20 protein-coding genes and 1 pseudogene are annotated in these 26307 nt (G+C 69.1%); 13 read left to right on the top strand and 8 right to left on the bottom strand.

Annotated features, from left to right (window positions below; translation table 11 throughout):
- Positions 1 to 7 precede the first annotated feature (7 nt).
- A complete protein-coding gene (locus IPN47_06035) occupies positions 8 to 1570 on the top strand; it encodes a hypothetical protein (protein ID MBK9407602.1) in 1563 nt (520 codons plus the stop codon).
- Here the strand turns inward: IPN47_06035 and uvrA are convergent.
- A complete protein-coding gene (gene uvrA / locus IPN47_06030) occupies positions 1545 to 4445 on the bottom strand; it encodes an excinuclease ABC subunit UvrA (GenBank protein MBK9407601.1) in 2901 nt (966 codons plus the stop codon). The two genes, IPN47_06035 and uvrA, sit on opposite strands and share 26 nt — an antisense overlap.
- A gap of 164 nt (positions 4446 to 4609) precedes the next feature.
- On the opposite strand from uvrA, the gene IPN47_06025 reads away from it, so the two are divergent.
- The 5 genes and pseudogenes from IPN47_06025 to IPN47_06005 all read left to right on the top strand — a co-directional run bounded on the left by IPN47_06025 (position 4610) and on the right by IPN47_06005 (position 9633).
- On the top strand, positions 4610 to 4948 hold the full coding sequence (locus IPN47_06025) for a divalent-cation tolerance protein CutA (protein MBK9407600.1): 339 nt from the start codon (positions 4610 to 4612) through the stop codon (positions 4946 to 4948).
- Between the two features lie 16 nt (positions 4949 to 4964).
- Positions 4965 to 5477 carry a macro domain-containing protein gene (locus IPN47_06020; protein MBK9407599.1) on the top strand — a complete coding sequence of 171 codons (513 nt, stop codon included), beginning with the start codon at positions 4965 to 4967 and terminating at the stop codon, positions 5475 to 5477.
- Positions 5474 to 6898, top strand: a pseudogene (locus IPN47_06015) (transglutaminase domain-containing protein). The gene IPN47_06020 and the pseudogene IPN47_06015 overlap by 4 nt, the downstream one beginning before the upstream one ends.
- 148 nt (positions 6899 to 7046) lie before the next feature.
- Positions 7047 to 7805, top strand: a complete 759-nt coding sequence (locus tag IPN47_06010; protein MBK9407598.1) for an ABC transporter ATP-binding protein — start codon at positions 7047 to 7049, stop codon at positions 7803 to 7805.
- A complete protein-coding gene (locus IPN47_06005) occupies positions 7798 to 9633 on the top strand; it encodes a hypothetical protein (GenBank protein ID MBK9407597.1) in 1836 nt (611 codons plus the stop codon). The genes IPN47_06010 and IPN47_06005 overlap by 8 nt, the downstream gene beginning before the upstream one ends.
- 22 nt (positions 9634 to 9655) lie before the next feature.
- Here IPN47_06005 and IPN47_06000 read toward each other — a convergent pair whose 3' ends face one another.
- The 5 genes from IPN47_06000 to mtnA form a co-directional block, all read right to left on the bottom strand.
- Positions 9656 to 10246, bottom strand: a complete 591-nt coding sequence (locus tag IPN47_06000; GenBank protein ID MBK9407596.1) for a zinc ribbon domain-containing protein — start codon at positions 10244 to 10246, stop codon at positions 9656 to 9658.
- Complete coding sequence (locus tag IPN47_05995; protein MBK9407595.1) at positions 10243 to 12057, bottom strand: hypothetical protein; 1815 nt, start codon at positions 12055 to 12057, stop codon at positions 10243 to 10245. Before IPN47_05995 ends, IPN47_06000 begins: the two co-directional genes overlap by 4 nt.
- Positions 12058 to 12198: 141 nt before the next feature.
- On the bottom strand, positions 12199 to 12405 hold the full coding sequence (locus IPN47_05990; protein MBK9407594.1) for a hypothetical protein: 207 nt from the start codon (positions 12403 to 12405) through the stop codon (positions 12199 to 12201).
- Positions 12406 to 12515: 110 nt separating this feature from the next.
- Positions 12516 to 13988: a glycerol kinase GlpK gene (gene glpK / locus IPN47_05985; protein MBK9407593.1), complete on the bottom strand. Its 1473-nt coding sequence runs from the start codon at positions 13986 to 13988 to the stop codon at positions 12516 to 12518.
- A gap of 185 nt (positions 13989 to 14173) precedes the next feature.
- Positions 14174 to 15232, bottom strand: coding sequence for an S-methyl-5-thioribose-1-phosphate isomerase (gene mtnA / locus IPN47_05980; GenBank protein MBK9407592.1), 1059 nt, complete (start codon positions 15230 to 15232; stop codon positions 14174 to 14176).
- 183 nt (positions 15233 to 15415) lie between these two features.
- Here mtnA and IPN47_05975 point away from each other — a divergent pair, with 183 nt between their 5' ends.
- From IPN47_05975 to IPN47_05950, 6 genes are all read left to right on the top strand, one after another.
- Positions 15416 to 16195 carry an enoyl-CoA hydratase/isomerase family protein gene (locus tag IPN47_05975; GenBank protein ID MBK9407591.1) on the top strand — a complete coding sequence of 260 codons (780 nt, stop codon included), beginning with the start codon at positions 15416 to 15418 and terminating at the stop codon, positions 16193 to 16195.
- Positions 16192 to 17331, top strand: a complete 1140-nt coding sequence (gene recF / locus IPN47_05970) for a DNA replication and repair protein RecF (protein MBK9407590.1) — start codon at positions 16192 to 16194, stop codon at positions 17329 to 17331. The genes IPN47_05975 and recF overlap by 4 nt, the downstream gene beginning before the upstream one ends.
- Complete coding sequence (locus tag IPN47_05965; GenBank protein ID MBK9407589.1) at positions 17324 to 17632, top strand: DUF721 domain-containing protein; 309 nt, start codon at positions 17324 to 17326, stop codon at positions 17630 to 17632. Before recF ends, IPN47_05965 begins: the two co-directional genes overlap by 8 nt.
- Before the next feature lie 219 nt (positions 17633 to 17851).
- The gene (gene gyrB / locus IPN47_05960; GenBank protein ID MBK9407588.1) at positions 17852 to 19786 is read left to right on the top strand and encodes a DNA topoisomerase (ATP-hydrolyzing) subunit B; all 1935 of its coding nucleotides are present in this window, start codon (positions 17852 to 17854) and stop codon (positions 19784 to 19786) included.
- Positions 19787 to 19951: 165 nt separating this feature from the next.
- Positions 19952 to 20617: a hypothetical protein gene (locus tag IPN47_05955; protein MBK9407587.1), complete on the top strand. Its 666-nt coding sequence runs from the start codon at positions 19952 to 19954 to the stop codon at positions 20615 to 20617.
- Between the two features lie 16 nt (positions 20618 to 20633).
- Complete coding sequence (locus IPN47_05950) at positions 20634 to 20969, top strand: hypothetical protein (GenBank protein MBK9407586.1); 336 nt, start codon at positions 20634 to 20636, stop codon at positions 20967 to 20969.
- Positions 20970 to 21074: 105 nt separating this feature from the next.
- Here IPN47_05950 and IPN47_05945 read toward each other — a convergent pair whose 3' ends face one another.
- Positions 21075 to 21317: a hypothetical protein gene (locus IPN47_05945; GenBank protein MBK9407585.1), complete on the bottom strand. Its 243-nt coding sequence runs from the start codon at positions 21315 to 21317 to the stop codon at positions 21075 to 21077.
- A 223-nt stretch (positions 21318 to 21540) separates the two neighbouring features.
- On the opposite strand from IPN47_05945, the gene IPN47_05940 reads away from it, so the two are divergent.
- Positions 21541 to 24762 carry a hypothetical protein gene (locus tag IPN47_05940; protein MBK9407584.1) on the top strand — a complete coding sequence of 1074 codons (3222 nt, stop codon included), beginning with the start codon at positions 21541 to 21543 and terminating at the stop codon, positions 24760 to 24762.
- A 144-nt stretch (positions 24763 to 24906) separates the two neighbouring features.
- On the opposite strand, the gene IPN47_05935 is transcribed toward IPN47_05940, so the two are convergent.
- On the bottom strand, positions 24907 to 26286 hold the full coding sequence (locus IPN47_05935) for a thymidine phosphorylase (GenBank protein MBK9407583.1): 1380 nt from the start codon (positions 26284 to 26286) through the stop codon (positions 24907 to 24909).
- Positions 26287 to 26307 lie beyond the last annotated feature (21 nt).

Genomic DNA, 26307 nt, shown 5'->3' with positions numbered 1-26307 from the left:
CCCTCACATGCGTCCCCTCGAGATCGCGGCTCCCGCTGTCCTTGCCTGCGCCGCCCTCACGCGCTTCGCGCCGGCGGCGACCCGCCCACGCTGGACGCGCCCGTTGCCATGGTTCGCGCTCGCGCTCTTTGTGGTGCACGCCATCGTGGAGGGGGCGCGGTGGCCGCTGTATCCGGCATACGCGCTCGCCCTGCTCCTCTCACTGCTCGCCGTACGGCGCGTGCCGGAGGCCGCGCCACGCCGATCGCGGCGAACGCTGGGAGGCGTCGTTGGCGTGCTGGGCGCGCTGCTCATCGTTGGCCTCAGCGCGGTCGTCGCCGCCGGCTTCCCGATCTTCGAGTATCCGCCGCCGTCCGGTCCGTTCGGCGTGGGGACGACGCGCCTGGCCTTCCTCGATAGCGCGCGCGTCGACCCGTTTGCTCCAAAGCCTGAGAGACGGCGCGAACTCCTCGCGAATGTCTGGTATCCGGCGGAGGTCGAGGCGGGGGCGCCGCGCGCCCCGTTCTGGCCGAGTGACACCGATGCGGAGGCCGCGATCGGTCTCCCGGCCTTCGTCTTCTCGCACCTCGCGCTCGTCCCCGCCCATGCATCGCCCGAGGCGCCGATGGCGCGTGCCAAAGCGCGCTGGCCCGTGATCATCTACTCGCACGGCTTCAACTCCACGCCGTGGCAGAACGTCGTGCAGATGGAGGAGCTCGCGAGCCACGGATTCGTCGTGGTGAGCCTCGGGCACCTGTACGATGCGTCGCGCCTGACCTTCCCCGACGGGCATGTAGTGCTCGACAACAGCCGGACGCGAAAGCCGATGCCGTCGGGGGAGGCTCAGCAGGAGGTCGCGCGCCTCTCCGCGAAGCTCGATTCGGTCGCGGATCCGGACAGCACCCGCGCGACCTGGCGTCACATGGAGGAGTACTTCGCGCAGGTCGGCGTGTACGTCATGTCGAGCACCGACGTCTGGTATGACGACACGCGCTTCCTCATCGACCGCCTAACGGCCATCGATGCGGGGACCGACCGGGAGACGGTCGGGACGCGCGATCGCTTCGCTGGACGACTCGATCTCGAACGACTCGGCGTGGCGGGAATGTCGTTCGGCGGTTCGACGGCAGGGGTCACCTGCATCCGCGACCGGCGCTGCAAGGCGGGGGTGAACATCGACGGCTGGCAGTTCGGCCAGATCCTGGACCATCCGCTGCAGGTCCCCTTCCTGTTCATGTCGCGGGAGGGGAACGGTCAGTTCCCGGTGTTTTTCGGTTCCTCGGCCGACCTGCTGCACGTCGAGGTGCGCGGGACGACGCACGGGAGCTTCGCCGACCTGGCGATCGCCATGCCGTTCTTCCGCTGGATCGCACGCCCCAACCTGGCCCTCCTCGGCACGACGGACGGCGCGATCATCGAGCGGGTCATGTCCCGGTACCTGCTCGCCTTCTTCCAGCGATACCTGCTCGACGTGCCACAGCCACTGCTCGATGCGCCGTCGCCGCCGGATGACCTGCGGGACGCGACACTGACCGTCGTGCGGCCGTCGACGGCGCGCCCGGCGCCTAACGCCCCTTCAGGACCGTCCTGAGGAACTGCCCCGTATAGCTCTCCTTGACCTTCACGACCTGCTCGGGCGTCCCGGTGGCCACGATCCTTCCCCCCTTGTTCCCTCCTTCGGGCCCAAGGTCGACGATCCAATCCGCCGTCTTGATGACGTCGAGGTTGTGCTCGATGACGAGCACCGTATTGCCACGGTCGACGAGCCGGTGGAGCACCTCGAGCAGCATGCGCACGTCCTCGAAGTGCAGTCCGGTGGTGGGTTCGTCGAGGATGTAGAGCGTACGCCCGGTGTCGCGCTTGGAGAGTTCGGTGGCGAGCTTCACGCGTTGCGCCTCACCGCCGGAGAGGGTGGTGGCGCTCTGCCCTAAATGGATATAGCCCAAGCCGACGTCGTTGAGCGTGACGAGCTTCTGGTGGATGCGCGGCTGGTTCTCGAAGAAAGCCAGCGAGTCCTCGACGGTGAGGTCGAGGATCTCGGCGACGTTGAGCCCGCGGAACCGGACTTCGAGCGTCTCGCGGTTGTAGCGCTTCCCCTTGCACACGTCGCACGGGACGTAGACATCGGGGAGGAAGTGCATCTCGATCTTCACGAGCCCGTCGCCCTGGCACGCCTCGCAGCGCCCCCCCTTCACGTTGAACGAGAAGCGCCCCGGCCCGTAGCCGCGGATCTTGGCCTCGGGCATTTCGGCGAAGAGCTCGCGCACGGGGGTGAAGACTCCCGTGTACGTGGCGGGGTTGGAGCGCGGCGTGCGGCCGATGGGCGACTGGTCGATGTCGATGACCTTGTCGATGTGCTCGAGCCCGGTGATGCGCGTGTGCTCGCCGGGGATGACGCGCGCCCGATAGAAGTGACGCGCCAGCGAGCGGTGCAGGATGTCCTCCACCAGCGTCGACTTGCCCGACCCCGAGACGCCGGTGACGGTGATGAAGGTGCCTAACGGGAAGTCGACGCTGAGGTCGCGCAGGTTGTGCTCGCGCGCGCCGACGACCCGAATGGTTCGTGCCGGATCGGCGGGGCGACGCTGCTTGGGGACCTCGATGCGCACCTCGTCCTTGAGGTAGCGCCCGGTCATCGACCCCGGAACCTTCATGATGTCGTCGACCGAACCACAGGCCACGACCTTGCCGCCGTGCTTCCCCGCCCCAGGGCCGAGGTCGATGACGTAGTCGGCCTCGCGAATGGTGTCCTCGTCGTGCTCGACGACGATGACGGTGTTCCCCAGGTCGCGGAGCTGCTTGAGCGTCCCGAGCAGTCGCGCGTTGTCGCGCTGGTGCAGCCCGATGGACGGCTCGTCGAGGATGTACAGCACGCCCACGAGGCGCGAGCCGATCTGCGTCGCGAGGCGAATGCGCTGCGCCTCACCGCCCGAGAGCGATTCCGCCGAGCGCCCTAACGTGAGATAGTCGAGCCCGACGTCGTCGAGGAAGCGCAGCCGTTCACGCACCTCCTTGAGGATCGGGCCGGCGATCTCGGCGTCGAGCCCGGCCTTGCCGTTGTGCTTGACCGGAATGTCATCGAAGAAGCGGCGTGACTCACCGATCGACATCTCGACGACGTCGCCGATGTTGCGCTGGTGCACGGTGACGGCGAGCGACTCCGGCTTGAGGCGGCGACCGCGGCACGCAGCACACGGACGAATCACCATGAAGCCGTCCAGCTCCTGGCGAATGGTGTCCGAGTCGGTCTCCTGGTAGCGGCGCGAGATGTTGGCGACGATCCCTTCCCAGGAGACGGGAGACGGGAGACGGGAGACGGGAGACTTCTTGGCGGCCGACTTGGCGGTGGCGCGCTTCTTCTTCGGCTCGTCCTCACCCTCGTCCGTGACCTTCGCTCCAACGCTCCCGTGCAGGAGCACGCGCTTCACCTTCTCGGGGAGCTTGGCCCAGGGAGTGCTCAACTCGAAGCCGATCGACTTGGCAAGACCCGGGAGGATCACGCGGCGCAGGTAGCCGTCGGGCTCACCCCACGGGAGGATCACCCCTTCGAGTATGGTGAGCGACGGATCGCCGAGGATGAGGTCCTCGCTCACCTCGCGCCGCGTGCCCAGCCCCCCGCACGACTGGCAGGCGCCGAACGGCGAGTTGAACGAGAAGTGGCGCGGTTCCATCTCCGGCATCGAGATGCCGCAGTTGGGGCAGCCGTACCGCTCGGAGAAGAGCTCGGTGGTCTTCTCCTTGGCGTGCTTCACCACCTCGACCAGTCCTTCGGCGAGCTTGAGCGCCGTCTCGACAGAGTCGGTCAGGCGCCCGCGATCGTCGGCGCGCACCACGAGGCGATCGACGACGATGGAGACGTCGTGGTTCTGGCGCCGGTTGAGCTTGGGGGGGCTGGCCAGCTCGACGAGTTCGCCGTCGACGATGGCCCTGATGAAGCCCTGCTTGCGCGCCGCCTCGAACAGTTCGCGAAACTCCCCCTTTCTCCCCCGCACGAGCGGCGCGAGGATCTCGAGGCGCGTCCCGTCGGGCCACGCGAGGATGGCATCGGTGATCTGTCCTGCCGACTGACGCTGCACGGGGCGTCCGCAGTTGGGACAGTGTGGGGTGCCGGCGCGGGCATACAGCAGTCGCAGGTAGTCGTAGATCTCCGTGACCGTACCAACCGTCGAGCGCGGGTTGTGCCCCGCCGTCTTCTGCTCGATGGAGATGGCCGGCGACAACCCTTCGATCGTGTCGACGTCGGGCTTCTCCATGAGCCCCAGGAACTGCCGCGCGTACGCCGAGAGCGATTCGACGTATCGACGCTGCCCCTCGGCGTAGATGGTGTCGAAGGCGAGTGACGACTTGCCCGACCCCGACAGCCCGGTGATGACCGTGAGCTTGTTGCGGGGGATCGTGACGTCGACGTTCTGGAGATTGTGCTCACGCGCTCCGCGAACGACGAGCGCTTCGTTGGTGGGGGCCATAGGTCCCGAAAATATGCCGAAGACTGGGATGGCAGCAAGCCGGTCGAGCCCAGAGGGCAACGATCGGCCAACTGGCGGAGTTCGCGTGACTTCCGCTAGCTCTCCGCTGTCCCTACCGGGGGCGTCTGCGCCCCGGTTTCCCGTGTCCCGGATCACCCGACTCCATGCCGCACACCGACGCCGTCGTCGTGCTCACCACCGTGGCCTCCGCCGATGAGGGGGCCGCGCTCGTGCGCGCCCTGCTCGAGCGCCGGCTGATCGCCTGCGGGACACTCCTCCCCGGCTCGCGCTCGCTGTACCGCTGGGAGGGGAAGATCGCCGATGAGTCGGAGACGGTGATCCTGATGAAGACCCGCTCGGCCGTGCTGCACGCGATCGAGAAGGCCTTTGCCGAGTTGCATCCGTACAAGGTGCCCGAGCTGCTCGCGCTGGAAGTGCAGTGGGGACTGGAGAAGTACGTCAACTGGATCAACGACGAGACGTCGATGGCGCTGCTCTCGTAGCGCGGTCATCCCCCTCATGCAGATCGCCGTCACCATCGATGACCTGGCCTTCGTGGCCGCCGACGCCGTCGCCCGCCCGGTGAATGCCGAGTTGCGCGCCGTGACGCCGGTGATCCGTCGGCTCGAGCAGGCGGCGGGCGAGGGCTTGCTCCGTCAGCTGCACGTGCAACAACCGCTTGAGGTGGGCGCGGCCGTGGTCACCGCCGCGGGGGCGGTGCAGGCCGACCTGATGATCCACGCCGTCGTCTCGACCGAGACCGAGCGCGTGACGCGCGACGGGGTGCGCCGGGCCACGACGAGCGTACTGCAGCGCGCGCACGACTTCGCGATAGACCGCCTGGCCATCGCGCCGTTTGGGCTGGGGGCCGGCAACCTCGACGTCGACGACGCCGCGCAGACCATGGTGGCGGTGCTCAAGGCGCACGCCGACACGCGCCCGCGTCCGGCGCACGTCGTGATCGTGGTGGAGAACGACCTCGAGGCCGAGGCGTTTCGCAACGTCGTGACTCGACTGTGGAGGGAGGGATGAACGCACGCGGCCTGATGGCGATCGGGATCCTGGCGGCGTGGGGGGCCGGGATCGCGGCCTTCGCACAGCGCGAGATGTCACGCTCGCCGCGGGAGAAGCTGGCCGAGATCGCCGCCCGCGTCGCGCCGGGGGCGACCTACTTCGCCGTGGAGCGCGCCGGGGCGCACGTCGGCTTCGCCTCCAACACGATCGACACGATCCCCGGCGGGTTGCAGGTGACGGACTATCTCGTCGCCGACCTGGCCGTGGGCGGGACGATGCAGCGCACGACGGCGCAGTCGGTCGTGCGCCTGTCGCGCGGGCTCGCGCTGCGCGACTTCACGCTGACCTTCGGGAGCGACGCACAGGCGGTGCGCGCCACCGGGCGCACCGTGGGCGACTCCATCCTCGAGTACGTGGTGCAGGCGCCCGGCGTGCCCGGTGACACCAACCGGGTGCGGCTGACGGGGCCCCTCCTCCTCCCCACGCTCGTCCCGCTCGCCGTGGCGTTAGGCGAGCCCCCCGAGGTGGGGAACACCTACACCATCGAGACGTTCGACCCGACGACGATGTCGGCGCGGGCGATGCCGGTCTCGATTCGTGCCGAGTCGCTCTTCGTCCTCGTGGACAGCGCCGCCTTCGACCCCAACTCGCGACGCTGGCTCGGGGCGCACGCCGACACGGTGCGCGGGTTCCGCGTCACCGCCAGCGACGGCGGGAGCTTCGACACGTGGATCGACGAGATCGGGCGGATGATCACGATGCAGGCGCCCGCGGGGATCTCGATGCGCCGCACCGCCTACGAAGTCGCGTTCGAGAACTGGCGCACCGCCAGCCCGCTGCGCGCGCGCCGCACCGAGCCCACGGAGGACCTCTGGAGCGTCACCGCCATCTCGGCGGGCGTCCTGGCCAACGTGCCGCTGCTCGACACGTTGCAGCTTCGCGTGCGCGGAGTCGACCTCGCGCGCCTTCCGGTACACGGTGGCTCCCAGACGGTGCGCGGCGACACGGTCACGATCCTGCGCGATTCGCCGCTGACGCTGCGCCCGTCGTTCCCCCTCCCGCCGAGCGCTGCCACTCGCGCGCGGTTCGCGCGCGAGTTGCGCGCCGAGCCGCTGCTGGAGGTGGAGCATCCCGCGATCGTGGCGCTGGCGAAGCGCCTCAAGGGACGCGACGCCATGGCCGACGCGGTCACGCAGCGGCTCATGACGTGGGTGCACGACTCTCTCGCGAAGGAACCGTCGGTCACACTGCCGAGTGCGGTGGCCACGCTCCGCTCGCGGGCCGGCGACTGCAACGAACACGCGCAGCTCTTCGTCGCCCTCGCCCGCGCCGTGGGGATCCCGGCACGCACCATCAGCGGCGTCGTCGCGATCGACGGCAAGTTCTACTATCACGCGTGGGCCGAGGTGATGCTGCAGCGCTGGGTTGGAGTCGACCCGACGCTGGGGCAGTTCCCTACCGACGCGTCGCACCTCCGCCTGCTCACCGGTGGACTCGCCGCGCAAACCGAGCTCGCCCGCGTGATCGGCCGTCTCGACCTCACGGTGCTCTCCCACGCCGCCTCCCCACGACTGGCGCCACCCCTCGATGATCGAACTCACCGGGCTCACCAAGAAGTACGGCGCCTTCACCGCCGTCGACGCCATCGACCTCTTCGTCCCGAAAGGAGAGCTGTTCGGCTTCCTGGGGCCGAACGGCGCCGGCAAGACGACCACGTTGCGGATGATCGCCGGGATCCTGCGCCCCACCGCGGGCATGGTGCGCATCGCCGGGTTGGACCTCAACGCCAATCCGATGGCGGCGAAGGCCAAGCTGGGCTTCATCCCCGACCGCCCGTTCATCTACGAGAAGCTCACCGGGATGGAGTTCCTGCGCTTCGTCGCCGGGCTCTATCGCGAGGACGGTGCCGCGGTCGAGCACCGCGCGCGCGAACTGCTGGCGCTCTTCGACCTGGAGGACTGGCGCGACGAACTGGTGGAGTCGTACTCGCACGGGATGCGGCAGAAGCTGATCATCTCCAGCGCCTTCGTGCACCGTCCCGACGTCATCGTGGTCGACGAGCCGATGGTGGGGCTCGACCCCAAGGCGGCGAAGATCCTCAAGGACCTGTTCCGCGAGTACACGCGGCGCGGGCACACGATCATGATGTCGACGCACACCCTCGAGGTGGCGCAGACGATGTGCGACCGCATCGGGATCATCCAGAAGGGGACGATCCGCGCCTGCGGGACGATGGAGGAGCTGCGGCGTGACGCGGCCCGCGGCGACGAGGGGCTGGAGGAGATCTTCCTGCGGCTGACGGGCGAGAACGCGGCGCGCGGGCTCATGGAGGTCCTCGATGCCTAACGACCCACTGGCCCCGCTCCCCGCCGGCCCCGACCCCGGCCTGGTGGAGCGGCACCGGCGCCTGTCCGGGGCGCACGCCAGCGTCCCGCTCGATGCCGCACGCTACACGCCCGCGGGTGGGCTGCGCGTGCCGGCGCCCGCGCGGGGGGCCTCGCTCTGGCACCTCCTGTCCCCCAAGTGGCAGACCGCCCGGGCCCGATCGGCAACCGCCGAACAGGGACGCGGGGCGCGGTACGCGCTGCTCGGCGTCATCGGGCTGGGCTTCTGGGCCTTCGCCTTCGGGGCGCTGTACCGGGTGCTGGTCTACTTCAAGGGCGTCGAGGAGATCGGGGCGCTGCTCGCCGGCAAGCTGCTCGGCATCCTCCTCCTGTCGTTTGTCTCCATCCTGCTGCTCTCGAACATCATCACCGCGCTGTCGAGCTTCTTCCTCGCGCGCGACCTCGACCTGCTGGTCTCGGCCCCGGTCGATTGGCTCACGCTCTACGGCGCCAAGCTCTTCGAGACGACGCTGCATTCCAGCTGGATGGTGGTGCTGCTGGCTATCCCGATGTTGAGCGCGTATGGCTTCGCCTATGACGGCGGCGTGCTCTTCCCGTTCGTGGCGATCGCCGCCTTCATTCCGTTCCTCGTGCTGCCGTCGGTGATCGGGAGCGCGATCACGTTGCTCCTGGTGAACATCTTCCCCGCCAGGCGCACGCGCGACATCCTGTCGGTCATCACCGTCATCGCCGGCGCCGGCGTCGTGGTGCTCTTTCGCCTCATGCGCCCCGAGAAGCTCGCGAAGCCCGAGGGGTTCCGCTCCCTGGTGGAGTTCATCTCGGTGCTGCGCGGCCCCACGTCGCCTGCCCTGCCGAGCGAATGGCTGCAGCGCACGTTGATGGGATGGCTCACCGGCGACTTCGACCTGCTCCCGCTCTACCTCCTCTGGTCGACGGCGGCGGCGTTCGTCGTGATGGGAGCGTTGCTGCATCGCGCGCTGTACCCGATCGGCTTCACCAAGGCGCAGGAGAGTGCGCAGCAGACGGTGCGCAGCACGGGCAAGCCCAGCATCCTCGCGCGCCTGCTCTCCCCGTGGGGGACGCTGCGGCGCGAGCTGATTCTCAAGGAGATCCGCGTCTTCTTTCGCGACACCACGCAGTGGTCACAGCTCATCCTGCTGGCGGTGCTGGTGGTGGTCTACGTCGTCAACATCAAGTTCCTCCCGCTCACCGGCGACGGGATCACCTTCTTCATCGTGAACCTGATTCCGTTCCTCAACCTGGGGCTCGCGGGCTTCGTGCTGGCGTCGATCGCGGCGCGCTTCCTCTTTCCGGGGGTGAGCCTCGAGGGACGCTCGTGGTGGCTGCTGCGTTCGAGCCCCCTCTCGATGCGCGAGCTGCTGTGGTCGAAGTTCTGGGTCGGGACCGTGCCACTGCTGGCGCTCGCGCTCTCGATCGTCGCGGTGACCAACTACCTGCTGCAAGTCAGCCCCTTCATGTTCGCCGTGTCGGTCGGCACGATCACCCTGATGACCTTCGCCATCGCCGGGCTGGCCGTCGGCTTCGGGACGCTCTACCCGCGCTTCGAGACCGAGAACGCCGCCCAGATCCCGACCTCGTTCGGTGGGCTGATGTTCATGATGACCGCGGTGATGGTCATCGGCGGGGTGATCTTCCTCGAGGCGCGCCCGGTGTATGGCTACCTGAGCTCACGGCTGTACGGTGCCGCCGAGTCGGTCGATCCGACGGAGATGATCATCGGCTTCGGGTTGGCGGCGCTGCTCTGCCTGTTGGCCACCTTCGTGCCGCTGCGGATGGCACAGCGGCGACTCGAAGCACTGGAGCGTTAGGCGGCCAGGGCGGGGCGTGGCGCTAGCGGACCAGCGCCGTCCCGCACTGGTCGCAGAAGCGGGCGCCGGACTGCCGGATCGCCTTGCCGCAGCTGGGACACCCGCCGATCGCGCGCCCGCACGTGGAACAGAACCGCGCGGCGGGCTCAGGCCGCGGTCCGCACGTCCCGCACTGCACCACCTGCGCTCGCTCGGCCGCAATCAGTCGCTCCGCCTCGTCGGCGAGATCGGCGGGGACGGCGGCGGCCACGGAGACAGGGGGAACGGCCGTCGGTGCCGCCGGCGACGTCGCCTGCACCGCGCCAGGCGCAGGCGGGGTCGCTCGCCGCGGAGCCGAAGCCGCAGGCATTCCGCGCAGCCGTGACTCGAGGGTGGAGCGGATGCGCTGGTAGTCGCTGTCGGAGAGCTTCCCCATCGCGCGATCGAGCTCGAGCTCCTCCAACTCCGCCGCAACGGGATCGAGCGACGCCGCGACCGGTGCGGGACGTGCGCGCCCCGCCCCGGTGTCGGGAACGCCGGGGTCCTCTTCCTTCGTGGACGGCCGGAGGAACGGATAGGCGGCGAAGGCGATTCCGCCAACGAGGAGAACGATGCCGATGACGAGCGAGGTCATGCCGTGACGGTGTGCGTGGAGGCGGGAAGTCTAGCGTATGCCGAGCGCGGACGGAGGCCGAGGAGCGCGGCCAGCGCCAGGACGACGAGGGCGAGCGGCCACGCCAGGGCCAGCGGCGCCACCGTCAGCCGCAACCGCGCCCCTTCATCGGGCCTCACGTCGTCGACCGCGATACGGAGCTCCTCGAGGGCAAACGCCACGATGACCGGACGCGTGGTGGGCGGGCCAAGGATCTCATCCCGTCCGTCGACGTACTCGCGTCGGTCGGTGGTGACGATCGCCATGGGAGAGCCGCCACGTGACGGCTCGAGCGCCAGCGCGGCGACGTGTGCGTTGCCGATCTCGTAGCGCGAGATCCCCTGGTGCGAGAGCACGAGCGGCGGGCCGAAGTGCATCGCGACCGTCGTGCGTCCACCGCCGGTCAGCGTGACCACGGTCGTCGCCGATCGCGATTCGCCGGCGGCGGCCAACGCGGCGAGGGCGATCGCGAGCGGTCGGGCCACCGTCGTCAGCGGGGCACGCAGGGTCGCGCGCGGGACGAGCGCCGACACGGCAGCGCCAAGCGCGAGCCCGGCGACGGTGCACCACCCCATCGCAAGGGGATCGGGTGACCAGAGCGTGGCACCGAGCGCGGCGCCCGCCACCGCGAACACGGGGAGGAGCCAGCGAGCGTAGGGGGACGCCATACCGTCAGCCGCAACGGCCGCGGCGAGCCCCCCGACGAGGGACCAGGTCGCCGCACCTGCCGCCCACGACGGCGCCGCGCCCGCGATCCCGCGCGTCGCCGCGCTTCCAACCGCCAGGAGGACGATCGACAGGAGGGCGAGTAGGCGCGCCCCGCGCCCACGCGCGCAACGCACGGCGACCGCGGCACCGGATGCCGCGGCCACGAGTGAGGTGAGGGCGAACGCATCCATCGCCCACCCGCCCGCGCGCGGCACGTCTCGGCCAAGCAACACCGCGCTCAGCAGGCCGAGCGCGCCGAGGGCGGAGGCGAAGAATGCCGTCCCTCCGGTTCGCGCCGCGACCGCCGCGAAGGCCACGCTCACCAGCGCCGGCACGAGCGCCCCTCCCCAAGCCGTCGGGGGCGCGGGCGAGGGGGCGCCCCCCGTCGCGTATCCGCCGCGCGCCACCGCCCACATGACGAGCGCGACCAGCACCATCGTCATGCCGGCCATCATCGGCGCCGCGTCGAGCGAACGGTCCCCCGGAACGCGCTCGCTCGACGACGCCACCGCGGAACCCGCGGGTTCAGACAAGTGATCGGCAGCCAGTGCGACCAACGCCGTCGCCGCCGCAACCGCACACGACAGCGCCACCCGTCCCGCGACCGACATCGGGTGTTGCAGCGTCGGCGAGAGCCCCAGCCCCTCCGTCGGCGTCCACGGCAGGGTGTCGAACGGCATGGCGGCGAGCGACGCCGCCATCAGCGCCATCACGATGGCACCGACGGCGGCCACGCCGAGCGAGGAGCGCGCGTGCGCGGTGGCCAGCCCCCCGGCAAGGGCGGCCAGCGTCGCCGTGGGAAGGACGGCCCCCGCCGGCAGGTTCCACAGCGCGGCGACGCGGTAGCCGTTGGGGAGATTGGTCGCGATACTGCGTGCGACGTAGCTGATGGTGACATCGCCCGCCAGCAGCAACTGGACGAGGGCGGCGGTCGCCACGGCAGCCGCGATCGCCGCCGCCACCAGCGCACGTTCGGCCGAGCGTCGCGCGGGATGTCCCGGCGTGGTGCCCGCGAGCCCTCCGACGAACGCCCAGGCCGCAAAGAGCGCCGCCCCCCAGCTCGCGAACAATCCTACGATCGCCATGGGAAGCGCAGGGGGATCGAGTCGCCCGTGCCGAACGAGGCGAGCAACGCCGGGATGGACAGCGGGCGCGCCGGACATGGACGCGGCAGGCATTCCGCGCCCGAGCACCGGACGCGGAAGGACACGCGATCGGTCACGCCGCTACTTCTCTCCGCGACGAACCGCTTCCTGACGCACCTGCATCATGATCCGATCGAGCTCCGCCTCGGCCTTCGCCCGCTCCTCGCTGGGCCAGGGTCCGGCATTGCGGTTGAGCTCGCGCACCTGCTCGAGCATGTCGTTGATCAGGATTCGCAGCAGGACGTTCTTCCGCTGTTCGCGCGGGACATCGTCGTCGTCGGCGGTCATGGAGTGTGGCGAAGGGCGGATGGCGCGATGATTCCCGAGACCGTGTAATGATGGCGTCGGTTGCCACTCCCGCGCCAGCCGCATCTCGTGCGCGGTCGCGCTGGGCGTCGCTAGGGGCGATCGGCCGCCCAGGCGAGCGTCGCCCGCACCGCGCGCCGCCACCCTTCGTAGTCGCGCGCCACATCGGACGCGGGCCGTTGCGGCTCGAACCGGGTGAAGCCACGCGACGCGAGGAACTCGCCGGGGGACTGCCACACGCCGGAGGCGATGCCAGCGAGCCCGGCCGCACCTAACGCGGTCGTCTCGATCATCGCCGGACGCTCCACCGTGACCTGCAGGACGTCGGACTGGAACTGCATCAACCAGTCATTGGCGGTCGCCCCTCCATCGACGCGCAGTCGGTCGAGGGCGACCCCCTGCTCGCGCACGGTGGAGACGACGTCGGCGGTCGCGTACGCCATCGACTCCAGCGCGGCGCGCACGAGGTGCGCGCGGCTGGTTCCACGGGTCAGGCCCACGATCGTGCCGCGCGCGTCCGGCGCCCAGTGCGGCGCCCCGAGTCCCACGAGCGCGGGGACGAAATACACCCCGTCGTTGGAGGTCAGCGACGCAGCCATCGCCTCGCTGTCGGCCGCGCGCTCGAGGATCTGCAGCCCATCGCGAAGCCATTGGACGGCGGCTCCCGCAATGAAGATCGCCGCCTCGAGTGCGTACACCGGATTTCCCGACGCGTCGCAGGCGACGGTCGTGAGCAGTCCACCGCCCCCCTTGGGGCGGGTTGCCCCTGCATTGAACAGGAGGAAGGCGCCGGTCCCATAGGTGTTCTTCCCTTCCCCCGGCTGCCAGCATCCTTGGCCGTACAGGGCGGCCTGCTGGTCGCCGGCGACCCCACAGATCGGGATCTCGTGGCCGAGCTGCTCGCGTTGGGTGACGCCGAAGGCGCCAGCCGAATGGCGCACGTCGGGGAGCATGGAGCGCGGGACGCCGAAGAGGGCGCAGAGTTCCTCGCTCCACTGGGCGGCGTCGATGTCGTACAGCATGGTGCGCGAGGCGTTGCTGGCGTCGGTCGCGTGCACCGTGCCGCCGGTCAGCTGCCAGATCAGCCAGCTGTCGATGGTGCCGGCCACCAGCTCGCCCGAGCGGGCGCGCTCGGCGAGCGCCGGATCGCGGAGCAGCCACTCCAGCTTGGTCGCGGAGAAGTACGGATCGACGACGAGTCCGGTGCGGCGAGTGATCTCCTCGGCGCGCGGGGCGAGTTCGGCGCAGCGCTCGGAGGTGCGCCGATCCTGCCACACGATCGCGCGGGACACCGGGCGACCGGTGGCGCGGCTCCAGACAACGATCGTTTCGCGCTGGTTGGTGATGCCGATTGCGTCGGGGGTGACGCCGGCGCGGGCAATCGCCTCGCGTGCGGCGTCACGCGTGCGCTCGAAGATCTCCTCGGCGTCGTGCTCGACCCACCCCGGCTGCGGGTAGTACTGCGTGATCTCGCGGTACGCGCGCCCGGCGATCGAACCGTCCGCGCGGACGACGAGGCAGGTGGAGCCGGTCGTGCCTTGGTCGATGGCGAGGACGTGGCGCATGGCGTCAGGACGTAAAGGTGGCGAGTGCCGGTTCGAGCGCGATTGGCGAGTGCGACTGCTGGCGCGCCTGATGTGTGAACGCTGCGCGCGGTGGTGCCGCGAAAACGATGCAAGGGCGAAGGAAACGATGACGCACCATCACGAGACACAAGGCACCGTGTCTCATGGGGGGGCCCCCCGCTCCCCTATACGGAGGCCCCTCCACCCGACGCCCACTCCGCCCCGAAGGCATACGGCCCGCGGACAATCCCACGGTCCGTCACGATCCCGGTCACGAGCGCCGCCGGCGTCACGTCGAACGCGGGGTTGCACACCGAGACGCCGACCGGTGCCGTCTCCGGCCCGAATCCGCGGATCACTTCCTCGCGCGCGCGCTGCTCGATCACGATCTCGCGCCCCGTCGGCGTCGCCGGATCGATCGTCGACGACGGCGCCGCGACATAGAACGGAATGCCATGATGGTGCGCGAGCACCGCCACGCCGTACGTCCCGATCTTGTTGGCCACGTCGCCGTTGGCCGCGATGCGATCCGCGCCAACGATGACCACGTCGATCGCCCCCATCGCCATCAACGACGCTGCCATGTTGTCGGCGATAACCGTCACCGGGATCCCGGCGCGCGACAGCTCCCACGCGGTCAACCGGCTTCCCTGCAACAGCGGGCGCGTCTCGTCGGCATAGACGGCGACCCTCCGGCCGGCGCGGGCGGCGTGATACACCGGCGCGAGAGCCGTGCCGATGCCGCCCGTCGCGAGCGCGCCGGCGTTGCAGTGCGTGAGGACGCGGGCCCCCTCGGCCAGGAGCGTCACGCCATGTGCGCCGATCGCTTCGCACATCGCCCGGTCCTCGGCGAGAATCACCGTCGCTTCCTCGCGAAGCGCCTCGAGCAGCTCGGCGTTGCTCCCGCTGACCGCGGCGGCGCGGCGCAGCATTCGGTCAATGCCCCACGCCAGGTTGACCGCCGTTGGGCGCGCCTCGCGGATGCGCCAGGCCACGGTGCGCAGCCGCTCCCGAAAGGCCACCTCGCCCTCGCCCACGTGCGGCGCGATCGTCGTCACGAGCCCCATGGCGCCGCAGATCCCGATCGCCGGCGCTCCGCGCACGGCCAGGGTCCGGATCGCGTCACACACTTCGTCTTCCGCGCGGAGATCGCGCTCGACGTACTCCGCGGGGAGCAGTCGCTGGTCGATGATGCGCACCGCGTCGCCCGAGGGCGACCAGCGCACCGCTTCAATGATCTGCATGGCGAGCTAAGCTACCCCCCCGCCCCCCGGAGCGGGAGCGCGCGGGCGGCGGTAGATTCCGCCCGTCCGTCAGGAGCCCGGGGCCATGCCGGCTTCCCCGCGCGTCACGCGAGCCCCACGTGCGCAGTGCGCCGAGTGCATCGGCGTCACGCGCCCCCCACCGACCTCACCGTCGTCCGTCCCATGTCCTACGAAAACCTCACGCTCGTCGTCTCCGACCGGGTCGCCGTCCTCACCGTCAACCGTCCCGACAAGCTCAATGCGCTCAACGACGCGACGATCGCCGAGCTCGAACGGGCCATCGACGAGGTGCGCTCGCGCGACGATATCGGCGGCGTGATTCTCACCGGTGCGGCACGGGCCTTCGTCGCCGGCGCCGACATCGCGGAGCTGCGGCGCCAGTCGCCGATGGAGGGGAAGGCACGCGCGGCATACGGACAGGCGGTCTTCGACAAGTACGAGCGCTCGCCCAAGCCGGTCATCGCCGCCATCAACGGCTTCGCCCTCGGCGGCGGATGCGAGCTGGCCATGGCCTGCCACATCCGTCTCGCATCGGAGAGCGCAAAGTTCGGCCAGCCCGAGGTCAAGCTCGGGATCACGCCCGGGTACGGTGGAACGCAGCGTCTCCCGCGCCTGGTCGGTCGAGGGCGCGCGCTGCAGTTGCTCCTGACGGGAGAGATGATCGACGCGGCCGAAGCGCTCCGCATCGGGTTGGTGAACAAGGTCGTCCCCGCCGGGGAGCTGATGGCGACCGCGGAGCAGATGATGCGGCAGATCCTGGCCAACGCCCCGCTCGCGCTCGCGCTCTGCATCGAGGCGGTCGATCGCGGCTACAACGCGACGCAGGCCGACGGCCTCAACCTCGAGGCCAACCACTTCGCCATCCTCTCGGGGACGGCGGACATGGCCGAGGGGATGGCCGCCTTCCTCGAGAAGCGCGCCGCGACGTTCACCGGCCGGTGACTCACGCGCCGGTGAGCGTCGCGCTCGTCGCGCTCTCCGTCCGCGACTTCCGCAACCTGCAGCGCGTCGAGGTCGAGGTCCCGGCGGCGGGGATGGTCGTCGTCGGTCCTAACGGGCACGGCAAGACGAACCTGCTGGAGGCGATACACTACCTGCACACACTGCGCTCGGTGCGCGGCGCGCGCGACGTGGAGCTGGTGCGCTTCGGCGCCGAGGCCTTTCACCTGGCGGCGACGATCGCGGGGGCCGGGGTCGACGCGATGCGCGTGGGCTTTGCCCGGGTGGGCAAGCGCAAGAAGGTCGTGCTCGACGGCGCCGAGTGCAGTCGACTGGCCGACGCCTTCGGCGCGGTCCCGTCGGTGATGTTCTCGCCCCGCGACGTGGAGCTCGTGGCCGGCGCCCCGACCGAGCGCCGCCGCTTCCTCGACATCACCCTGGCGACCACGTCGCGCCGCTACCTGACCGCCCTGCAGCGCTATCGGGCGGCACTCGTCAGGCGCAACGCGTCGCTGCGGGAGGCGGTGAAGCGCGGCGACGGGGCGCAGCGCGCCTCGGTCTGGGAGCCGGCGCTGGCCGAGGCCGGGGCGACGCTCTGGTGCGAGCGCGTGCGCTGGAGCCGCTGGGCGGCCCCCAGGCTCGAGGCGCTCTGCGCCGCGATCGGCGAGCGCCAGCGGGTGACGCTCGACTACCACACGACGCTCGCCATCGACGCGGGGGCGGACGAGGACGAGGCGAGCGTGCGTCTGCAGCTGGCGGCGGCGCTCGAGCGCGATCGCGGGCAGGACCTGCGGCGCACGCTCACGCACAGCGGCCCGCATCGCGACGACCTCTCCCTCAAGCTGGGCGGGCGGGCGCTCCGCACCTTCGGCTCGGCCGGGCAGCAGCGCACGGCGGCGATCGCCTTGCGGCTCCTGGAGCGCGAGACGCTGCACACGCTGGCGGGGCGCACCCCGATCGTCCTCCTCGACGACCCGTTTGCCGAGTTGGATGTCGACCGCGCCCGGCGTATCCTGCAGGTGCTCGGCGACGGCCCGCCGGGCCAGATGGTCCTGGTCGTCCCGCGGGGCGACGACGTGCCGGCGGAGTTCACCGCGCTCCCGCGTCACCACATCGTCGACGGCGTCCTCGATGCCTAACGGTCCCGACTCCCCCGAACGGCTGGCCGACCTCCTGTCGCAGTTCCTCAAGCGCACAGGCATGGACGCGCGCATCAAGCAGTCGGCCGTGCTGGAGCAATGGCCGACGCTCGTGGGACCCGAGATCGCCGGTGCCACGCAGGCGCTCTCGATCACCGACGACGGGACGCTCTTCGTCGCCGTGCGCAGTCACGCGTGGATGTCGGAGCTGACGATGATGGAGCGCGAACTGCTGGCCTCGGTGAACCGGATCACGGGGGACAAGCCGATCCTCAAGCTGCGCTGGACGCTGATGCGTTAGGCTCGCGAGAGCGGGCAAGCGGCCGGAGGGGCGCCGGCGCGTCGCGCAAGGGGGAAATCGCGGGTCGGGGGGTGCCGCTAAGCTCTTACTGAACAAATGCTTAGCGGGGAAGGCGGCGGTTGAAAACGGCCGGCCGGCGGGGTACATTTCGCGCTCCTCGCTTTCCCCGACTTTCGGCGACTCTTCGGGGCCTTTCAGCGGTCCAAGAAACGGGCAGACATGGCCAAGACCCCCTCCAACGGGAATTCGTACGAATCGAGCAACATCCAGGTCCTCAAGGGGCTGGAAGCGGTTCGGAAGCGCCCCGGGATGTACATCGGCTCAACGTCCTCGCGCGGGCTCCATCATCTCGTCTACGAGGTCGTCGACAACTCGATTGACGAAGCGCTCGCGGGGTATTGTGACACGGTGGGCGTCACGATCCACCACGACGATTCGATCACCGTCGAGGACAACGGGCGCGGCATCCCGGTGGATATGCACCCCACGGAGAAGCTCCCGGGGCTCGAGGTCGCGATGACCGTCCTGCACGCCGGCGGCAAGTTCGACAAGGACAGCTACAAGGTCTCGGGCGGGTTGCACGGCGTCGGCGTGTCCGTGGTGAACGCGCTCTCCGAGCAGTTGAAGGTGTGGGTGAAGCGCGACGCGAAGGAGTACTACATGGACTTCAAGCGCGGCACCACCACCACCCAGCTCAAGACGTTAGGCAAGGTCCGGGAAAAGGACACCGGGACCAAGGTGTACTTCAAGCCTGACGACGAGATCTTCACCGAGCTGCGCTACGACTACGCCACGCTGGCCAACCGCCTGCGCGAACTCTCGTACCTCAACAAGGGCGTGACCATCACGCTCACCGACGAGCGTGGGGACGAGCCCAAGACCGAGACGTTCTTCGCCAAGGGCGGGCTGCAGGAAATGGTGAAGTACCTCAACAGCAGCAAGAAGCCGCTGCACCCCGAGGTCCTCTACCTCGAGACCGACAAGGACGACATCGGCATCGAGATCGCGCTGCAGTACAACGACGGCTACAACGAGAACGTCTTCACCTTCGTCAACAACATCAACACGCACGAAGGTGGGACGCACCTCACCGGCTTCAAGGCCGCGCTCACGCGCACCATCAACGCCTTCGCTGCCAAGGGGAACTTCCTCAAGAAGGCCGACTTCTCCCTCTCCGGCGACGACGCACGCGAGGGGCTGACGGCGGTGGTCTCGGTCAAGGTCCGCGAACCGCAGTTCGAAGGGCAGACCAAGACCAAGCTCGGGAACAGCGAAGCCGAGTCGGCGGTGAAGACGGTCGTCAACGACTGGCTCTCGGCCTACCTCGACGAGCACCCGCGCACCGCCAACATCATCATCGAGAAGGCGGTCTCCGCGGCCCGCGCCCGCGAAGCGGCGCGCAAGGCGCGCGACCTCACCCGCAAGAAGTCAGCGCTCGACGTCGGCACGCTCCCCGGCAAGCTCGCCGACTGCTCGCTCTCCGACCCCGCCATGTGCGAGATCTTCCTCGTCGAGGGCGACTCGGCCGGTGGGTCGGCCAAGCAGGGGCGCAACCGCGAGTTCCAGGCGATCCTCCCGCTGCGCGGCAAGATCATCAACGTCGAGAAGGCCCGCATCGACAAGGTCCTCTCCAACGAGGAAATCCGCACGATCATCACGGCGCTCGGCACGGGGATCAAGGAAGAGTTCGAGATCGAGAAGGCGCGCTATCACAAGGTCATCATCATGACCGACGCCGACGTCGACGGCGCGCACATCCGCACCCTGCTGCTCACGTTCTTCTTCCGGCAGATGCGCGAGCTCATCGAGGCCGGCTTCGTCTACATCGCGCAGCCCCCGCTCTATCGCGTGGCCAAGGGGAAGCAGGAGTTCTACGCCTATGACGAGAAGGAGCGCGAGTCGTACTCCGAGCGCCTGGGCGGCTCCGACCGGTCGTCGGTCAACATCCAGCGCTACAAGGGCCTCGGCGAGATGAACAAGGAACAGCTCTGGGATACCACGATGGACCCGGAGCGCCGGACCCTCATGCGCGTGGGGATGGAGGATGCGGTCCTCGCCGACCAGATCTTCCAGACGCTCATGGGCGACGATGTCGAGCCGCGAAAGGCCTTCATCGAAGCCAACGCCAAGTTCGTCAGCAACCTCGACATCTAGCGTCGAACAAGTCGAGGCCAAGCGGGTAGGGATCACGGGGCGCACTGCAATCGCGGTGCGCCCCGTCCTTTTTCACTTAGGGTTGCGTCTCCCGGCGTTCGTTCCCTGATTATTGGTCAGGGCGGCGACGCACGCCTCCCATGTTCCCCTTACGGAGAACTCGACATGAAACACATGGCACTCGTCGCGGTCGCCACGACCGCCATTCTCTCCTCGCTCTCCACGCGCGCCGACGCGCAGGCCTGCCTCGGACTCGGCTCGCTCACTGCACAGCCGACCAACGCCACCTTCACCGCGCTCTTCAGCGACGGTAGCAAGGCCCTCGACGCGCGCGTCGGCTTTGGTTCGTCCATCGCCTTTGGCGGCGTGTCGGCGCAGCTGCAGGACTATGACGGCATCGACGGGACCGGCAAGTCGATCGGTGTCGACGGCGGCCTCTCGTTCATCACCGGCGCCAGCCGCAACATCACCTTCTGCCCCATCGCCTCACTCGGCTACACCTCCCTTCCCGACGGCGGGAGCTCCGCCTACAGCGCCAGCACCACCGACGGCGCCGCAGGTGTGGCGATCGGTGCCCGCGTCGGCACGACCTCCTCGGTCGCGCTCATTCCGTTCGCGTCGCTGCAGGGTGTGTACAGCCGCATTGCGATCGACGGGCCGAGCGGCGGCTCTGGATCGGACAACGACACGTACGGCCTCCTGTCGGGCGGCGTGAGCTTCGTCCTGAGCTCCAGCGTCCTGATTCGCCCGGTCATCACCCTGCCGCTCGGCCTCGAGGGGTCCGATCCGTCGTACGGAATCGGCGTGTCGTTCGGCTTCGGCAAGCGGTAAGGGCGACGCCCTTCGGATGCGCGACGCGAACGAACCGACGCTGGCCGTCTTGCTCGCGTCGCTGAGCCGCCGGGTCCCCGACTGGGGGCTGGTCGCTATGGCCGTGGGCGGTCTTGTCACGACGGCGGCGATCCTCCTGTTCGACCCGCCATGGTGGCGCATCGTGACCGTCTCCGCCCTGCTTTCTGCGTTTGGAGCGTGGGGGATCGGCGAGCGCGAACGCGGGGCAACGGGGACGCGAGGGGTGGTGTTCGCCGTCATGCGCTCGGTGGCCGCGGTCGCCAGCGCCGGCACCCTGGTGATCCTGGTGCTGCAGTTCTTCGGGACCGTGCTCGGGACCTGGATCTCGTAACGCCGACAGCTGGAACAGCATCGCGCCGCGCCCCACGAAGGGACGCGGCGCGATTCGCGTGCGGACGAATGCCCGCCGACGCGCGGTGCCGCGTGCGCGATCGCGCTACGCGTTGTCCTTCGCGTAGTTGGACAGCACGCGTGCGTACGTGACGTGCACGGCGACGATGGCCGCGATCGGGACGGCGATGCCGAGGTAGGCAATCATCGCGTGCACCCCGTCGATGCCGCCGGTTGCCGTGGGGGTGGAGACCCAAGCCAGAAGAGCGTAGAGCCCCACGCATCCGGCGGCAACCGCCAACGCTCCGAGCGACGCGAGCTTGGCGTACTTCTTCATGTCGATATCCATGGCGTCCTCGGTAGGGTGACGACGGTGAACGTGCGGTGTGACGCCCCCGGTTCCCGGCGCGCCGTGGCGCGGAAGATGACGCCGGGGCGCCCACGAGAAAAGGGGCGCAAAGCCGCACACGGGGAGCGACGAATCACGCTCCCGCACGACGCCGCGAGACGGTATGATTGCCGCGCCCTTCGCCCGTGGCGGCGAGGTCCCTCGTTCACCCGGAACCGCACCCATGTCTGTCTCTCCTTCTCGTCGCGCCGTGAGCCGCGGCTTTGCGCCTGGCGTCGCCGTCCTCGCGGTCGCGATGTCGGCGGTCTTCACCTCCCCGTTGGCAGCCCAGACACGACGCCCGACCGCCGCGGCCGCGCCAGCCACGCCACCGACGGTCGCCGAATCCACCTTCACGGGCCTCGCCTTCCGCAACATCGGCCCGGCCAACATGTCGGGACGCATGGCCGACATCGAGGGGGTCGCAGGCGATCCGTCGATCCTGTACGCGGGGAGCGCGTCGGGCGGGATCTGGAAGTCGCTGAACGCCGGGACGACGTGGACGCCGATCTTCGACAAGCAGTCGGTGCAGTCGATCGGCGACCTCGCGGTGGATCCGACCAATCACGAAGTGGTGTACGTCGGGACCGGTGAGGGGAACGTCCGCAACTCGGTCTCGTTCGGCGACGGCGTGTACAAAACGACCGACGGGGGACGCACGTGGACGCATCTCGGGTTGCGCGACACGCGGCATATTCCACGCGTGGTCATCAACCCGAAGGACCCGCGCAAGGTGTACGTCGCGGCGATCGGCCACGCCTTCGGGCCTAACGAGGAGCGCGGCGTCTTCATGACCGAGGACGGCGGCGAGACCTGGAAGAAGTCGCTGTACACCGACAACCGGCACGGCGCCTCGGACCTCGACATCGACCCGCAGAACCCGAACATCCTGTACGCCGGCCTGTGGTACTTCGACCGCAAGCAGTGGACGCACCGCTCGGGCGACGAGAACGGCGGTGTGTACCGCTCCACCGACGGCGGGCGTTCGTGGCAGAAGATGACCAAGGGGCTCCCCAAGCTCATGGGGCGCATCGGCATCAAGGTGGCGCCGTCCTCGCCCAACGTGGTGTATGTGGTGGCCGAGACCCGGGAGGGCTACGTCTTTCGCTCCGACGACCACGGCGAGACCTGGCACAAGGTGAGCGACAACGCCCACACGCTCGGGCGCGGCTTCTACTACGCCGACCTGCGCGTCGATCCGCAGAATGCCGACCGCCTGTACACGTTAGGCATGTCGTACATGGTGTCGATCGATGGCGGGTCGAACTTCAAGGCGGTCACGGGCAACTTCCACGGCGACCACCAGACCATGTGGATCGACCCGCTCAATCCCAAGCGCCTCTACATGGGGGACGACGGCGGATTGAACGTCTCGTATGACCAGGGCAAGACGTGGGAGTGGTTCCAGAACCTTCCGGTGGGCCAGTTCTACCAGCTCAGCTACGACATGCGGGAGCCATTCTACCATGTCGCTGGCGGGCTGCAGGACAACGGCGTGTGGACCGGGCCGTCGCGCACGCGTGGCGCCGCGGTGATGGCGACCGACTGGCGCTTCATCCAGAACGGCGACGGCTACTATGCCGTGTCGCACCCCGATGACCCGGACCACTTCCTCTCCGACTACCAGGCCGGCGGGATCCAGGCGACGAACCTGAAGACCTACGAGCAGCGCGAGGCGTCGCCACAGGTCAAGCGCATGGACGGCTACTCGGCCGACTCCAACGCCGTGCGCTTCAACTGGAACGCGCCGATCGTCCAGTCGCCGCACGACAAGCGCGTCGTCTACTTCGCGGGTAACATCGTGTACCGTTCCACCGACTGGGGGAAGTCGTGGACCGCGCTCTCGGGCGACCTGTCGAAGAACGACAAGTCGCGCCTGGGCGACGCCGGCGGACCAATCCTCAAGGAGAACACGGTGGCCGAGTACTACGGCAACGTGTATTCGCTCGCCGAGTCGCCGGTCCAGAAGGGGGTGATCTGGGCGGGGACGGACGATGGCAACGTCCAGGTGACGCAGGACGATGGGAAGTCGTGGGTGAACGTCGCGCCTAACGTGGCAGGCATCGGCGCCGACGCCGTGGTGAGCGGGATCGAGCCGTCTCGCACGGCGGCCGGGACCGCCTACGTCGCCTTCGAGCGCCACATGATGGACGACTTCCGCCCGTACGTCTACAAGACGACCGACTTCGGGCGCACATGGAGCAACATCAGCGGCAACCTCCCGGCCGCGGCCTACGTGCAGGTGATTCGCGAGGACCCGAAGAACCCCAACCTGTTGTATGCCGGGACCGAGTTCGGGCTCTACGTCTCGTGGACCGGCGGGACCTCCTGGACGCGCTTGCGCCTCAAGAACCTCCCGTCAGTCGCAATCCACGAGGTCCTCGTGCATCCGCGCGACAACGACCTGGTGCTGGCGACGCACGGACGGGCGATCTGGGTCCTCGACGACGCCACACCGGTGCAGCAGATGTCGGCGCAGGTGGCCGCCAAGGCGTCGCACCTCTTCCCGATGCGCGCCGCCGTCCGCTACAACCAGGGCGACCAGCAGTGGAACTACGGGAACAAGCAGTTCCGCGGACAGAACGCCCCGTACGGGGCGGTCATCACGTACTGGCTGGGGACCAAGCCGGCGGCCGACTCGCTGGTGAAGGTCGAGATCCTCAAGGACGGCTCGGTGATCCGCACGCTCAAGCGCCCGACCGCCGATGCCGGCTTCAACCGCATCACCTGGGACCTGCGCATGGACGCCCCCAAGGTCCTCAGCGACATGCCGGCCGACAGCGCCGATCCCGGCGACTGGCGTTCGCGTCCGATGGGCCCGCAGGTTCTGCCGGGGCAGTACGCCGTACGCCTGACGGTGTCGGGGGCCGCCTCTGAGCAGCCCCTCACGGTGCGCATCGATCCGTCGTCGGGGCTCGGCGAGGCCGAGCTGCGCCAGCAGTTCGAGCAGGCGACGCGCCTGAACGCAGTGATCGCCTCGCTGATCGACACGGAGCGCAACCTGGTCGCCTTCAAGGGGCAGATCGAGGAACGTCGCGCGTCGGGGAAGGAAATGCGCGGCGATGCGGCCCGGGAGATGGCTGGCGCTGCCGGTGAGGAGATCGTGAAGCTCGACAGCGTGCGCTTGCAGCTGACGCGCCCCCGTTCGGACGTGATCCCCTTCTATTCCGAAGGGCCTCGCCCGCTCGAACGCGCGATGTCGCTGATGGGCAGCATCGACAACGGCCTCACGCCGGTGATCGCCGCCCAGCGCGAATACATGGGCGACGTGCGCCGCGACGCACAGACCGTGATCGACATGGTGGAGAAGCAGGTGAACGCGAGCGTGAGCCGCATGAACCCGCTGCTCAAGTCGTTAGGCCTCCCGGAGCTGGCGCCGCCACCGAAGAAGGCAACGGCAATGTAAGAGGATCAGAAGACGGGAAGACGGGAAGACGGGAAGACGGGAAGACGAGTTCGATCTAGCACGGCGCCGAGTTCCACGCCCGAAGGTCGTTATCTCGTCTTCTCGTCTTCTCGTCTTCCCGTCTTCTGTTCTTCCGCCCCTACATCACCTCGGCTCGACGAACACCGGAAACTCCGAGGTCCGCACCCAGGGCTCCGCCTCGTACGGCTCGACGCCGGCCTTGGTCACGCGGTGCGAGACCAGCGGGAGTGGCGGCTCGGCTTCCTCGGCGATGACGAAGGCGTCGGTCAGCGCCGCCATGCCGGCGGCGATCCCCGCCTCGTCTCGCGAGAAGATCGTCGCCAGCGGCTCGCCCACACGCACGACGTCGCCAGGGCGGGCCCGAATGACGAAGCCCACGCTCGGGTCGATCGCGTCCTCCATCCGTGTGCGCCCCCCGCCGAGGGCGATGATCCCGCGTCCCACCGCCCGCGGTTCCACGCGCGCGATCACGCCGGCGCGTGGCGCCGTGTAGATCTCGACCTCGCGCGCCTGCGGCAGTCGCGACGGGTCCTCGACGACGTTCGCATCACCCCCCTGCGCCGCAATGATCCGCTGGAACATCTCGGCGGCGCGCCCGCTGGAGATGGCGACCTCCATCTTGCGCCGCGCCTGGTCGGTGTTGGCGGCAACGCCGCCGAGGACGAGCATCTCCGCGCCTAACGCGTAGGTGACCTGCATCAGGTCGGGCGGCCCCTCGCCGCGCAGCGCGTGGATCGCCTCCTCGACCTCGAGGGCATTCCCGCAGGCGCGGCCGAGCGGGCGGTCCATGGCGGTCATCAGCGCCACCACCGGGCAGCCATGCGCCTCGCCCAGGTCGATCATGAGCCGCGACAGCTCCACCCCGCGATCGAAGTCGGGGATGAAGCTCCCGGAACCGCGCTTGATGTCGAGCACGAGCCCCGTGAGCCCCTCCGCGAGCTTCTTGCTCATGATCGACGCCGCGATCAGCGGGATGCTCTCCACCGTGCAGGTGGCGTCGCGCAAGGCGTACAGCTTGCGGTCCATGGGCGCGATCTCCTCGCTCTGCCCGATGAGCGCGCAGCCGATGTCCTCGAGCTGCCGGCGCGCCTGCTCGAGCGAGAGTCGCGTCTGGAAGCCGCTGATGGATTCGAGCTTGTCCAGCGTCCCCCCTGTGTGCCCGAGCCCGCGCCCGGACATCATCGGGACGACCAGCCCCAGCGAGGTGACCAGGGGGGCCAGGATCAGCGAGACCTTGTCGCCCACCCCGCCGGTGGAGTGCTTGTCGATGCGCCCCGCCGCGAGATGCGAGAGATCGAGCGACTGCCCGCTATCGAGCATGGTCTGGGTCAGCGCGCCGACCTCGTCACGGTCGAGCCCGCGAATGAAGGCCGCCATCAGGAACGCGGCCATCTGGTACTCGGTCATGCTCCCCGACGTGAAGGCGTGCGCGAGCGCCTCCCACTCCGGTGCGGAGAGGCGGCCTCCATCGCGTTTCCGTTCAATCAGGCGCTGGGCAAGCATGTGCGGCTCGTTTCGGGTATG

This window comes from Gemmatimonadota bacterium (assembly GCA_016719105.1).
Classification (GTDB): domain Bacteria; phylum Gemmatimonadota; class Gemmatimonadetes; order Gemmatimonadales; family Gemmatimonadaceae; genus SCN-70-22.
The sequence above is the reverse complement of the archived record's forward strand: the minus strand, read 5'-3'. Positions and strand labels throughout refer to the sequence as shown.